Source organism: Priestia sp. P1_B12_1, assembly GCF_056406695.1.
Genome location: NZ_JBFTZR010000002.1, coordinates 850799 through 864090 on the forward strand (window position 1 = coordinate 850799; position 13292 = coordinate 864090).

A 13292-nucleotide genomic window follows, 5' to 3' on the forward strand; every position below is an offset into this window, starting at 1 on the left:
ATAAATATTTCAAAAATGGTTTAGCTTTGTCTAAAGCGTGGGTAATACAACAAATGCATATGATTGCTTGTTAGATGAAATGAAAAGCAGAACTTTACCACTGATAAATTACGCAAGCTAGAACCAAAATAGTAGTACTGAATGGTGAAAAATATAGGAGTTGATATAGATGATTACAGCAGAGAAAAACATAGTGAAATTTAAAGCAAAAGACGGACGTGAAGTCACTATTCGCCCTGCGCAGGCAAGCGATGCAGAGCATATTACAACAGCGGTAAGAGAAATTATTGAAGCCGGTGAATTTATTCAAAAAGATGAGCCGCGCACAGTCCAAGAAGAGCAAGATTTTATTGCATCAGTAGAAAAGAACAATCACATGTACGTTGTAGCTGAAGTCGAAGATGAAGTTCTTGGAATTGCACGTGTTCTTAGAGGCGAAATTAAAATGAAGCGCCACACGGGGCTCTTCCGTACATGGCTTATTTCAAAAGCACAGGGAATGGGAATAGGAAAACAATTTATGAATTATACGCTAAACTGGTGCAAAGAAAATAATCTTCATAAACTTTCTTTAACTGTGTTTGCTTCGAATAAAGTGGCATACGAATTGTATAAAAAGGTAGGATTTGAACAAGAAGGCGTTATGAAAGAACAAGCTTATTTCAACAATGAATATGTAGATGAAATCTATATGTCCATTTTCTTTTCATGAAAAATAAGCACTTATTTTCGTCAATCCATAAATTGTATCTGTACATTCAGATTATTTGCGCTATAATAAAAGTGCACAACAAACATACACTTCTTCAAAACGTAGACTTTCCTGAGTTACAGGAAAGTTTTTTTATGTTTCGCCTCCATTCCACTAAAAAAGAATTGAATAAATCCCCAGCTATTACAAATGTTAAATGTAACGCAATCAAAGAGGTGAAGTGTATGCCAAAGATTATCTCAGTTGGATTTGGAGTTCCCCCCTATGAATTAACTCAGCAAGACACGCTGCTATTTGCAAAAGAACTTTTTTCCGAATCGTTTAAAGATATTAATCGTCTGCTAACCGTTTTTCAAAATGGTCAAATTGAGAAACGTAATTTTGCCAAAGACTTATCTTGGTTTCAAGAAGACCATACATTTGAAGAAAAAAATGATGCTTTTATAGAATCTGCTGTTGAATTAGGTACAAAAGCAATTGAAGACTGCTTAACAAATAAGAACTATGTAAGTACCCCTTTGCCATGTGGAGAAATTGAGGCTATTTTTTATGTTTCAACAAGCGGTTTAGCTACGCCTAGCATTGAAGCACGAATTATGAATAAGCTTGCGTTCTCAGACCACACAAAACGAATTCCTATTTGGGGATTAGGGTGTGCTGGAGGAGCGGCTGGGCTTTCAAGAGCTTATGAGTATTGCAAAGCCTTTCCGCGTGCTAAAGTCCTTGTTTTATCCATTGAGCTTTGCAGTTTAACTTTTCAGCGAAATGATCGTTCAAAAAGCAACTTAATCGGTACGTCTTTATTTGCAGATGGAGTAGCGGCTGCTTTAGTCGCAGGTGACGAAGCTGATACCACTTTTGCCCTTGCAAAAAGCTATCCTTACATTTTACATACACAATCGACACTCATGCGCAATTCAGAAGATGTAATGGGGTGGGAGATCAAAAATGATGGACTATTTGTTGTCTTTTCAAAAGATATTCCCACGATTATCGATTCGTGGTTAGGCGGAGAAGTTGAGTCATTTTTACAAACACAGCATTTGACTAGTCGGGATTTAAAGCATTTTGTTGCTCATCCTGGAGGGAAAAAAGTGCTTGAAGCATATGTATCAACGCTGTCGCTAAACGAAAATATGATTGCTGATTCCCTAGATGTACTTAAAAACCATGGAAACATGTCTTCCGCAACCGTTTTGTATGTATTAGACCGCTTTATGAAGAAAGAAATTTCGAGTGAAGAATACGGTTTATTAACAGCTCTTGGCCCTGGATTTAGTTCTGAAATGCTTCTATTAGAGTGGAGGTAAAGCGATTGTTTTTTTATAGCTTTTTTGTATTTATTATCTTACAGCGTCTATGTGAATTGGTTATTGCCAAAAGAAATGAAGCTTGGATGAAGAAGCAGGGAGCATACGAAGCTGGTCAAAGTCACTACAAATGGATGGTAAGCATGCATGCCGCTTTTTTTGCTGCTCTTTTTACGGAAGTGTATGTATTAAACGATGGAATGTATCACTTTTCTTTTTTGTTGTTTAGCTTTTTTGCGCTTGTACAACTTGCAAGAATATGGGCTATTTCTTCGTTAGGAAAGTATTGGAATACAAAAATTATCGTTTTGCCTAATGCGAAAGTTGTGCTAAGAGGTCCTTATCGTTTTATGAAGCACCCTAACTATACGGTAGTAGCGGCAGAATTGGTGTTAGTTCCGCTTATGTTTCAGGCATACTGGACGTTAGCTATTTTTTCTGTTTTCAATTTGTGTATATTAGCTGTTAGAATTCCCTTAGAAGAGCAAGCGTTAACGAATGAAACAAATTACGGCGAAGTGATGCAAAACAGGGGACGTTTCTTTCCTGTAAAAAAATCTTAAAACTAATTGAAAATGATTATCTTTCATGATAAGATGAAACAAATGATAAAGATTATCAATTTCATCAAGTAGAAACGGTGGTGGACGTAATGGTTAGTCTTTTTGTGATCGGAGCTCTTGCTACATATGTTGGCGTCACAACGTATGTAATGAAAAATATTGAAAAAGCCCAAAAGGCGTAACATACATGCGATGAATAAAAAATACGATACAAAGCTGTCAAATTATTGACAGCTTTTTTTATTGTTTTTGTAACTAAAAATTCAGTTTTTTATGGGAAAACGCATGCGAATCAAGTAAAATAGAGAAAGAATAAGCAGAAATGAAGCTGGATAGAGAACATTTAAATACAGTCTTGAATGAGGCAAAAGGGGTAGAGTAATAATGGGTAAAGTGAGTGTGAAACATCAAGAAAATCTCCGATTGGAAGCATCTCTTTTTCATTTACATAAGCAATTTCAAGCAGCTGGAGATGAACAGCAGGCAGCAAAAGCAATACAGCTGTTAAAAAAGTGGGTGAACGGTGAATTTGTTGTAGCTTTTTGCGGACATTTTTCGGCTGGAAAATCGAGCATGATTAACGAATTAATGGGGCAAGCAATTTTGCCTGCAAGTCCTATTCCAACAAGCGCAAACTTAGTATCAGTAAAAGCTGGGGATGAGCATGCAACCGTTTATTACCACAAACAGCCGCCGGTGCGTTATGAAGCGCCTTATGAGTATGAGCAAATTAAGCAGTTTGCTGTCGATGGAGATGAAGTAGAGTCCATTCATTTATCGATAGATACAGATGCTATTCCTAAAAATGTTGTGGTGATGGACACACCGGGAATTGATTCAACAGATGATGCGCATCGTGTATCGACCGAGTCAGCTCTTCACTTAGCGGACGTTATTTTCTACGTGATGGATTATAATCATGTGCAGGCAGAATTAAATCTTCAATTTGCAAAACAGCTGCAAGAAGCTAATAAAACGCTTTATTTAATTGTAAATCAAATCGATAAACACCAAGAAGATCAGCTAACATTTCAAGCATTTAAAGAATCTGTAGAAACGTCATTTTTAAAGTGGAATGTGAGACCAGAAGGAATCTTCTATACGTCGTTAAAAGAGCCAACCAACCGTCATAACGACCTTTCGTACGTAAAATCTCTATTACTTGCTATGATGACGGAAAAAGAAAACCGACATCAGCATATTCAACATGCGATGCAAATGGTAATTGACGATCACCTTGCCTTTATTGAAGACCAAGAAGAAGAAAAGTTAACGATTCATGACGATCTGCGCCATAAGCTGACGCTTGAGAACCATGAAATCAATAAGCAGCAAAAAGAGCAGCTTCTCGAAAAAGAAGCGGAAATGAGGTGGGCTGAAAAGCAGCTAGCAGAAACGTACCAACAAGAAACAGGTAAGATACTAAGCAACGCCAATTTAACACCATATGAAATGAGAGAAAAAGCTAGGCTGTTTTTAGAAACGACAAAGCCTGATTTTAAAGTGGGTCTTTTATTTGCTAAGAAAAAGACCGAGGAAGTAAAAAAAGAGCGGCTGACGTTATTTTTTGATGATATGAAAGAACGTGCAGCTTCTCAGCTGCAGTGGCACTTGCAGCAATATGTGCAAGAGCTGGTGAAAAATCAAAATCTTACCGACCCGGATCTTATACGCCAGGTTCAGCAGTTTGAAATTCCGTTAGAGCCGCATGATTTAATTGAAACGGTAAAGGCAGGAGCTACAATTAATGGTGATTATGTTTTAACGTACGCAAAAGATGTAGCCGATCATATTAAGAAAAAAGCGACGCGATTATTATATGAGCTTTATGCGCAAATTGAACAAAGCAAAATCGAGCAAGATGAAGTAAAGCGTGAAAAAATTTATCAGCACTTGCAGGAATATGAAGCATTTGAAGAAGCGTATACATCTCTTCAGGAAATGAAAGCAAAATTGGCACGTACAAAAGCTTTGCTTCAATCTTTACAGCAAACTGATGACGACCTAACGGCAGAAGATGCGAACGAGTTGTCATATATGTTACAAGAAGAATATGAAACGGGCATCATGAAAGCTGAAGAAAAGCATGAAGCCGTGAGTGAGCAGCAGTTAGTTTCAGAGCCTGAGGAAGCTGCGCATGAAACAGGAACAGAAAAGGTTCTTCAAGATGTATCAGCTGTTCTCGAACAGCTCCGTTCATTTGGAAAGTTAGACCGCTTTATTAACAGGCTTCAAGAAAAGCGTAAAAAGCTATCAAATCAAACGTTTACCGTAGCTTTATTCGGGGCGTTCAGTGCCGGTAAGTCATCTTTTGCTAATGCGTTGATTGGAGAAAGATTACTTCCTGTATCTCCGAACCCAACAACAGCAACCATCAATAAAATTATGCCTCCAACAGAAAAACGGCCGCATAAAACAGCTGTTGTGCAAATGAAAACAAACGAGCAGATGATCCAAGATTTAAATGGTGCACTTAAGCTGTTTCATCATGAAGTAGAATCAATTGACGAAGCGCTAACAATTATTCCAACCCTGCAGGCAACAGAAGAGCTGCAGCTGCATTTGTCGTTTTTACAGGCAGTAGAAAAAGGCTACGGCGAAGTCAAGCAGCATATCGGTTCAGAAGTTGTAGTGGATACGGAAGGATTTCATGATTATGTAGCCAAAGAAGAAAAAGCGTGCTTTGTTCAATTTATTAACCTGTATTATGACTGTGAATTTACTCGCTTAGGCATTACGCTCGTTGATACACCCGGAGCTGATTCAATCAATGCGAGGCACACGGGAGTAGCGTTTGAGTATATCAAAAATGCAGATGCCATTTTATTTGTAACGTATTATAATCATGCGTTTTCAAAAGCTGACCGCGAATTTCTTATTCAGCTTGGCCGTGTAAAAGATGTATTTGCGCTTGATAAAATGTTTTTCTTAGTAAATGCAGCGGACCTAGCCAGCTCGGATACAGAGCTGCAGTTAGTTCAGACGTACGTAAAAGAGCAGCTTGAACAGTATGGTATACGCTTTCCGCGCTTATACCCGGTATCAAGCTTACAGGCTTTGCAAAACCACGAGGATAAAATGTTTCTGCCATTCAAAAATGCGTTTTACCGCTTCATAAATTATGAATTACCAGAGCTTGCTATCCAAAGTGTTTATGCAGATTTCGAACAAATTTTAGCAGTTGCCAATGAAATGCAACAGGTGCAAACAAAATCAGAAGTGGATAAAAAGCGATACATTCAATCTCTTCACATAAAGAATGAGCAGGTAGCAGCAAAACTGCATGAAATTCATTTTGAATATGAACAACAGCAGTTTGACCGAGAATTAGAAGAGCTTTTATTTTATGTGAAAAAACGTCTGTTTGTGAGGTACGATGACTTCTTTAAAGAAGCCTTCAGTCCGGCAAACTTAAGGGATGATCGAGGTGAAAAGCAAAAGCAGCTGCGCCTGTGTTTGCAGGAGTTATTAACGTCTATTTCCTTTGACGCAACGCAAGAAGTGCGTGCGACCACTTTGCGAATCGAAAAATACATCGTAAAATTAATCGAAGACTGGCATCGAATGATCATTACAAAGCTCCAGCGCTATGAACCGACGTTTACTCCAACGTTGAACTCTTTAGAGCCTCCAAATGGCAGTGAAGTTGTGACAAGTCATCAATTTGATGAGAATGAATCGTATCAAAAAGAGCTTTCACTGTATAAAAACAATAAAAGCTTTTTTGAAAAAAATGAGAAAGCAAAGCTTCACGCTGCTTTACTAGAACGTATTAAGCCAGAGGTTAATCACTACATTGCGAAAGAAGAAGCCGCTCTTCATTCACACTATACCCATTTAGTGAATCAGTACGTTTTAGCGCATAAACAGTCTGTGTCTGAAGAATGGTATGATTATTACAAACAGCTGCAAGCAGCCGTGTCTGAAGAATTTCCAATTCAAGAATTGGTAAGTACAATGACGGTGTTAGAACATGTATTGGAGGAAAGAAAGGGTCATTAATTTTTATGTCTACACACATAAATCAACGTTTACAGGAAATTGAAAAAGAATATAATGTGGAAATTTTGTTTGCATGTGAATCAGGCAGCCGTGCTTACGGACTCGACACGTCAGCGAGTGATTTTGACGTTCGCTTTATATACAAATATAAAGCGTCACGCTATCTTCATCTCAATAGACCTCAGGAGGTCATTAATGTAGCAGAAGGCAATTATGATATGCAAGGGTGGGATTTGTACAAAACCATTTATTTGTTTGCAAAATCAAACCCTTCGCTTTATGAGTGGCTATGGTCGCCTCTTGTTTATTATCAGAAGCCATCGTTTGCTGAGCCACTGCGGCAAATGATGGCTCAATCATATTCCTTAAAAGCATTGGGATATCATTATTTTAAAATTTTAACGATAAATAGTAAAAGAAATCTGACATCTTCTGTTACAATAGAGGATATAAAAGTGATGCTTCAACTGATTCGTGCATTTTTATCACTGAAAGTAGTAGTAAAGCAGCGCAGTTTCCCTGTTATTTTATTTGCCGATTTATGTAAGCAGGCAAATCTCGACGATAGGCAGCAATCCATCATTGAGCAATTTGTACAGTGCAAGATAAGCCGGAAAGTTGCTTTTAATGAAAAGATGAAAAACTTTTTAGACAGCATTAAGAAAGAAGCTGCAGCGATAGAAAAAAGCTTAAAAGAATTACCGGAAAAGCAAATCAGTTGTGAGGACATTAACTTATTTTTACTAACTCAGCATAATATAATGGAGGAACGAACATGAGTGTACATAAAGAAATTTCAGCCCATTCTAAAAAACAGCACGAATTAGTACGTGCTTTTGCCAGCTTAGAAGCTCGACGCGAGCAAGCTATTGAAGCAGCTGTGCTTTTGTGTAAAGAAGGGAAACCCTTTTCTGTAGATGGTATTAATACTGTAACAGCAGAAATTAATGAACTGTCTCAAAAATATACCATCATTCCAGGCCGTAAAGTAGTGACAGAAGAAATGGTTAAAGAGTACGTAGCAAGAATATAAACGTGCTAAGCTCTGGTGTTTTTACCTTAATTTGAACAGGATATGACGTACCGCTTGATCCATACTAATAGTGTACCAACGAGGTACAAATAGGAGGAGATAGCGATGGGTCGTCAAAAATTAGGTAATAAAAATGCGCAAGCGAATAACAATGCAAAGCATAATTATAACCAAGAGTTCTCTTCTGAGTTTAAAGCAAATCAGGCTCAAAAAGCAAAGCGTGCAAAAAGTGCAAATGACACTTATGCTGGGGAGTTTGCTTCTGAGTTCAACGTGCAACAAAACCAAAACAATTCTGTTAACAAGAAGTTAGAAGCTAATAAAAGTGCAAATAATCAATATGGCCAAGAATTCGGCTCTTATGCTGAAGTTGAATCTGCCAAAATGAATAATGCTGCACAAAAAAAGCGTAAAAAATAACAGAACTGTTTCCAAAAGCGCCGGGATTAGTCTGCTCTGTCAGCAGATTAGCCCGGCGTTTTTTGTTGGGCAATATTTGCTTGGGTACGAGATGTCAATCCATCGCAAACTATAGATGAGGTGAAGCAATATGAATAAAGGAATTGTCATTGCTCTTTCATCAATCGGTTTAGCCCAAGCCTTAAAAATCCCCATTAAAAAGTATCAAACAGGAAAATGGGATATGCGGATGATTGCTGCGTCGGGTGGAATGCCAAGCTCTCATTCAGCCGGCGTATCTTCTTTAGCGACCTATGTAGCGTTAAAAAGAGGTGTTTCTACGATTGATTTTGCGTTAGCATCTGTTTTTGGAATTATTGTGATGTACGATGCCCAAGGAATTCGAAGGCAGACTGGCGAAATTACTATTAAAGTGAATACGTTAGATGAAGAAATTGAAAAGCTTGCGGGTCTTCCAGACGGAGGCTTTCACGATTTGACGGAACAGCGCTTGAAAGAAATGCTTGGGCATCAGCCCGAAGAAGTGATTGGCGGAGCCATTTTAGGAGTAGCGCTTGGAGCGATTGGCTATTTTTTAGAAGGGAAATCATAGTCAAACAGCCAAAAGTAAGCTAAGATAAAGAAGAACCTTTGCAAAAGGATGGGACGAAAAAGTGACAAAAACAGCTCAAACCGTTGAAGAGTATCTTCTTTATCTTGAAGAAAAAGGCTTTCATTTAGCAGAAGATGCACGTGGATTTATTTCATTTGGTCAGCAGTATACGCGTGCAGCTGACGAGATGGTCATATTTACAATTGAATGGACACTAAAAGTACAAAAAGAATTTGACGGCAGTTTTTTTGTATCGCTCCTCGAGAATTTGACATCACATCGTATTAGCAATCAAAAACAAGCCATTCAATATTTAAAGTCATCAGGTATGATTTAAGCAGGATTACATTCCTGCTTCTTTTTGATTAATGGCTTGTCTTGCCAGCTGATCAGCACCTGCGTTTTGAGAGCTAGGGATCCACTTTATAAAAAATAACTCAAATTGACTGGACAATTTGAGGGCTTCTTCCAGTAAAGGAGCAAACGCTTTATTTTTAACGTATTCTTGGTTCATTGCGCGGTCTACTAGCTGAGAGTCCGTTCGAAAAGATACGCTCGTATACTTTTTTTCTAAACAAATTTTTAATGCATGAAGAAGTGCATGGTACTCTGCTTCATGATTCGTCATTGTCCCAAGAGCAATAGCGTAACGATGATGTTCACCATTTCCTTTAATTAAAATACCAGCTCCAGAAGGACCAGGGTTACCAGCAGTGGCTCCGTCTATATAAACTTCAATCATCATACAGCCTCCTTGTTAAAACAATATAAGCTTAAACCATGTTTTTTCATCAATAGTATTGTATCATAAGTACTTCAGCTATTTTATATTAGCACGTATAGACGCTAAAATCCGCTTATTAGGTAAGAAAACTGTCATGAAAAGACATAATAGAAGATAAAATACAAAAAAGCAGAAAAAGTGTTGAATTCAAAATTGCTGATGAAAGGAATGCTCGTTATGAATTTCCAAATTGAATGGCATTATAAATCCTCGAAACATAAACAGTTAATTTTCACATCCGATTTCACAGATGCGAATGAGGCGCTAATGATTGTGGGTGATTTAGAAAAAACAGGTCGAACGAAGGAAATTTTTCTACTTGATGAGCAACAGCAAAAATGGACTGTAAAAGAAGCGAAAAAGCTCTTACAGGAAGTACAGACAGAGCCTCACGATATTGTGGCATATTTTGACGGAGGCTATGAGCATGATACGCTCTTAGCGGGGCTTGGGGTTGTGATTTATTTTAAACAGAACAACAGCTCTTACCGAATACGACGCAACTCAAGGTTGCAAGAGATTGAATCAAATAATGAGGCAGAGTATGCTGCTTTTTATTATTTGATACAAGAGCTTGAGGAACTTGGTGTTCATCATATACCGGTAACGTTTAGAGGTGACTCTCAGGTTGTATTAAATCAGCTGGCTGGGGAGTGGCCCTGTTTCGAAGAAGAGTTTAATCGGTACTTAGATCGAATAGAAGATAAAATGCAGGAACTTGGTATCCGACCCGTATATGAGCCTATTTCAAGGAAAGAAAATGAAGAGGCCGACCAGCTTGCTACTCAAGCTCTTCAAGGGATACCAATTGCTAGCAGGAAGCAAGTGTAACACACAGAACGAAATGGAGATGAACGAGAGTGGAACGTAAACAATTATTAGAAGAAGTAACGGAGTTATTGGATTACTACTGTAGTGATTGTTTTGTAAAAAAAACGTTTAATAAAGAAAAGGGCAAAACATACGCTCAGACGTTTTGTATTAAAGAGTGTACCGTAGGAGAAAAAATTAAGCAGTATGGAGATTTGCTGACTAAAAAGTAAGCGTGTATAATTTGCCGGCAGCAGCTTCATTCTATCCATATGGAGGTGTTCTTTCAATGGATAAGTTTTCAAATGAAGAAGTAACAACGGGATATAATGATTTAAAGCAAGTAGAAGTGTCTATTCAATCTGCTCAAAAGATGATTGGGACAGCTACGATGAGTATGAGTCCTCAGCAGCTTGAAGAGGCAACGAATGCGCTTAATGATGCAAAAGCACAGCTTCAATCTGCCAAAGCTCATGGCACAGGAGTAGACGAGCAATTTCTTCAGCAGTGCATGCAGTCTATTCAAACATGTGAACAGCAGCTTACTGAGGCCAAACGCTAGGTATAACAAAAAAGAGACTCGGAAAAGAGTCTCTTTTACTATAAAATAAAAAGATCTATTTATGATAGCTTAGTGACATTAGCGGCTTGCGGGCCTCTATTGCCTTCTACAATTTCAAAAGATACCTCTTGTCCTTCTTCCAAGGATTTATAACCTTCGCTTTGGATGGCAGAAAAATGTACAAATACGTCGCTGCCGCCTTCAACTTCAATAAAGCCATAGCCTTTTTCATTGTTGAACCATTTTACTTTACCATTTTGCATAACTTGAATCCCCCTAGTACTGTGCAGCCTCATGCTGCTGAAACTCGAATTATCATTTCCAATAGAGGTAAATGATTGTTTATATTATATAATAAGAAGAAATAAAATTTCAATATTAAAATTTAACTTTTCTGAAAATTAAATTTTTATGTAACCTGGACGTAGTACAATTATAACTAAAAAAATTTCTTATGAGATGAAAAATAACTGAAAATTTAGTTTATAATAAAAGTATAGTCAGCATAATTTTAACGCGGTGATAAGGAGTGGGTCGTGTATGTATCGTACACAAGTAAATGGAAAAGAAATCATTTTGTTATTTTCAACGCTCGAAGCAGCAAAGAGCCGCAGCAACCTAGAGAAAGAGCAAATTTATAAGCGCGTATTGCATTTAAATGAGCAGCTGCTAATGTTTCAAAATGGAACAAGCTTCACCATTGGCGATCCGTTAGGATTAATTGTAGCTCAAGTGAAAAAAAGTGATTTGACAACCATATATATCGAACATATCATTGATAAACAGTTTATGTATGATGGAGATGGTCATCGAGGTGAAGTAGTGTAACAAGATGACACCTATATATGAAGAAGCGTACGGAGATACTCGTACGCTTCTTCATATATAGGATTAAAAATATGTGATTTTACAAGTATTAACAGGGATAAATAACAAAGTTCAATAAATTGAAGAAGAAAAGTGAAACCATGAATAGCAATCACCTTTTTAGCTAAAAAATATAGATATACATCATCTTATGTAATGAGATAGTTAAGCTTTAAAATCAATGAACACGAGAGGTTTTATAAAGCTTAAATTGAAAAACGTGTGATTGTGACGTTAATTAGAAGTAAGGTTTGGAGGACGCTATGGAAAGTAGAAAAAAATTGGATTTACTTGCTCTTGCTTCTGTGCCACTTATCATGACCCTCGGAAATTCAATGTTAATTCCGGTGTTGCCGGTGATTGAAAAACGTCTACAGATAAGCTCGCTGCAGGTATCCATGATTATCACGGTCTACTCAATTTTCGCTATTTTTTTAATCCCGATTGCTGGTTATTTATCAGATCGATTTGGCCGCAAGAAAATTATTATTCCTAGTTTGCTGCTTGCTGCAGTAGGAGGGGCTTTAACAGGCTGGGCTTCATGGCAAATGGCCAATCCATTCTGGGTTATTTTAATTGGCCGCGCGATTCAAGGAATAGGTTCAGCAGGAGCTATGCCTGTTGTGATGCCTTGTGTAGGAGATATGTTCAAAGACGAGCAAGAAATTACAAAAGGACTAGGTTTAATTGAAACAGCTAATACGTTTGGGAAAGTACTAAGCCCAATACTGGGAGCTTTTTTAGCGGCTATGATTTGGTTTCTTCCTTTTTGGTTCATTCCTATTCTTTGCCTTATTTCGATTCTTTTAGTTATCTTTTTAGTAAAAGTTCCGAAAAATGACAGTTCTTCTGAATCGGAACAAAAAAAGAAAAGTATTACGCAGTTTTTAAAGGATTTGAAGAAGACGCTCAAAGAAAATATGGGATGGCTTATGGCTATTTTTATTTTAGGCGCCATTATTATGCTTGTATTATTCGGGGTTTTATTTTACCTATCGACCATACTAGAGGAGCGTTATCATATTGTGAATACGAAAAAAGGTTTAGTAATGGCTATTCCCTTGCTCGCTTTATCTATTTCTTCTTTTGTGGCGGGGAAAAAAGTTGGCAACAATAAAATCGTTATGAAGTGGTCTGCTTTTTTTGGCTTTTTATTGTTAACATGTTCTTTCATCATTTTATTTTTTAATACGTCTCTTTTTAGTATTTTACTCACTTTAGTGCTTGGTGGAATTGGAATTGGAGCAGCTCTTCCCAGTCTTGATGCGCTTATTACAGAAGGAATTGAAAAGGAAGAGAGAGGAACCATTACGTCTCTTTACAGTTCGATGCGCTTTGTCGGAGTAGCAGCTGGACCTCCTCTTTATACATTGCTTATGAAGTGGTCGGACATGGCTGTGTTCCAAACGTCTCTAGGGGTTAGTGCAGTAGGTGCCATTTTAGTTTTAAAAGCTATCAAACCAAAACCTGAAGGCGGCGTAAAACTGAAGAAAGCTGAAGTGTGATTTTATAGAGCTGTCTTATGATAAAAGACAGCTCTTTGCTATTTAAAGACCCGTCAATATGCTTAAATTTATATTGTGTATAGAAAAAATCCTTGAAATTTCTTATACTTCAATTTATAGACAGCAGATGCA

16 protein-coding genes are annotated in these 13292 nt (G+C 37.6%); 14 read left to right on the forward strand and 2 right to left on the reverse strand.

What is annotated here, in order from left to right:
* Positions 1-169 precede the first annotated feature (169 nt).
* The 9 genes from AC1D0Y_RS09790 (at position 170) to AC1D0Y_RS09830 (ending at position 8969) form a co-directional block, all read left to right on the forward strand.
* Complete coding sequence (locus tag AC1D0Y_RS09790; RefSeq protein ID WP_060746043.1) at positions 170-712, forward strand: GNAT family N-acetyltransferase; 543 nt, start codon at positions 170-172, stop codon at positions 710-712.
* Positions 713-936: 224 nt separating this feature from the next.
* Complete coding sequence (locus AC1D0Y_RS09795) at positions 937-2022, forward strand: type III polyketide synthase (protein ID WP_477707534.1); 1086 nt, start codon at positions 937-939, stop codon at positions 2020-2022.
* A gap of 5 nt (positions 2023-2027) precedes the next feature.
* Complete coding sequence (locus AC1D0Y_RS09800; protein WP_060746042.1) at positions 2028-2585, forward strand: isoprenylcysteine carboxyl methyltransferase family protein; 558 nt, start codon at positions 2028-2030, stop codon at positions 2583-2585.
* 384 nt (positions 2586-2969) lie between these two features.
* Positions 2970-6587 carry a dynamin family protein gene (locus tag AC1D0Y_RS09805; protein WP_477707535.1) on the forward strand — a complete coding sequence of 1206 codons (3618 nt, stop codon included), beginning with the start codon at positions 2970-2972 and terminating at the stop codon, positions 6585-6587.
* Positions 6588-6592: 5 nt separating this feature from the next.
* Positions 6593-7366, forward strand: a complete 774-nt coding sequence (locus tag AC1D0Y_RS09810) for a nucleotidyltransferase domain-containing protein (protein WP_060746040.1) — start codon at positions 6593-6595, stop codon at positions 7364-7366.
* Positions 7363-7620 carry a DUF2533 family protein gene (locus tag AC1D0Y_RS09815; protein WP_477707536.1) on the forward strand — a complete coding sequence of 86 codons (258 nt, stop codon included), beginning with the start codon at positions 7363-7365 and terminating at the stop codon, positions 7618-7620. Before AC1D0Y_RS09810 ends, AC1D0Y_RS09815 begins: the two co-directional genes overlap by 4 nt.
* A 105-nt stretch (positions 7621-7725) precedes the next feature.
* A complete protein-coding gene (locus AC1D0Y_RS09820) occupies positions 7726-8040 on the forward strand; it encodes a hypothetical protein (protein ID WP_013056168.1) in 315 nt (104 codons plus the stop codon).
* Positions 8041-8170: 130 nt separating this feature from the next.
* Entirely contained in the window at positions 8171-8632 is a 462-nt protein-coding gene (locus AC1D0Y_RS09825; RefSeq protein WP_013056169.1) for a divergent PAP2 family protein, read from the forward strand.
* A gap of 61 nt (positions 8633-8693) precedes the next feature.
* Positions 8694-8969: a DUF6123 family protein gene (locus AC1D0Y_RS09830; RefSeq protein WP_028408009.1), complete on the forward strand. Its 276-nt coding sequence runs from the start codon at positions 8694-8696 to the stop codon at positions 8967-8969.
* Between the two features lie 6 nt (positions 8970-8975).
* Here the strand turns inward: AC1D0Y_RS09830 and AC1D0Y_RS09835 are convergent, their stop codons facing one another.
* Positions 8976-9374 (reverse strand): reverse transcriptase-like protein, encoded by a 399-nt coding sequence (locus AC1D0Y_RS09835; RefSeq protein WP_016763502.1) that lies wholly within the window; start codon positions 9372-9374, stop codon positions 8976-8978.
* 219 nt (positions 9375-9593) lie between these two features.
* Between AC1D0Y_RS09835 and AC1D0Y_RS09840 the strand changes: the two genes are divergently transcribed.
* Genes AC1D0Y_RS09840 through AC1D0Y_RS09850 form a run of 3 tightly spaced genes read left to right on the forward strand, consistent with a single transcriptional unit; the run spans position 9594 to position 10788 of the window.
* The gene (locus tag AC1D0Y_RS09840; protein WP_060746039.1) at positions 9594-10247 is read left to right on the forward strand and encodes a ribonuclease H family protein; all 654 of its coding nucleotides are present in this window, start codon (positions 9594-9596) and stop codon (positions 10245-10247) included.
* Between the two features lie 29 nt (positions 10248-10276).
* Positions 10277-10459: a zinc-finger domain-containing protein gene (locus tag AC1D0Y_RS09845; protein ID WP_013056173.1), complete on the forward strand. Its 183-nt coding sequence runs from the start codon at positions 10277-10279 to the stop codon at positions 10457-10459.
* Positions 10460-10515: 56 nt separating this feature from the next.
* Positions 10516-10788 carry a DUF2564 family protein gene (locus AC1D0Y_RS09850; protein WP_013056174.1) on the forward strand — a complete coding sequence of 91 codons (273 nt, stop codon included), beginning with the start codon at positions 10516-10518 and terminating at the stop codon, positions 10786-10788.
* Between the two features lie 59 nt (positions 10789-10847).
* On the opposite strand, the gene cspD is transcribed toward AC1D0Y_RS09850, so the two are convergent.
* Positions 10848-11051: a cold-shock protein CspD gene (gene cspD, locus AC1D0Y_RS09855; protein WP_013056175.1), complete on the reverse strand. Its 204-nt coding sequence runs from the start codon at positions 11049-11051 to the stop codon at positions 10848-10850.
* Between the two features lie 277 nt (positions 11052-11328).
* Here cspD and AC1D0Y_RS09860 point away from each other — a divergent pair, with 277 nt between their 5' ends.
* Positions 11329-11616 (forward strand): hypothetical protein, encoded by a 288-nt coding sequence (locus AC1D0Y_RS09860; protein ID WP_013056176.1) that lies wholly within the window; start codon positions 11329-11331, stop codon positions 11614-11616.
* A 302-nt stretch (positions 11617-11918) separates the two neighbouring features.
* The gene (locus AC1D0Y_RS09865) at positions 11919-13160 is read left to right on the forward strand and encodes an MFS transporter (RefSeq protein WP_028408011.1); all 1242 of its coding nucleotides are present in this window, start codon (positions 11919-11921) and stop codon (positions 13158-13160) included.
* Positions 13161-13292 lie beyond the last annotated feature (132 nt).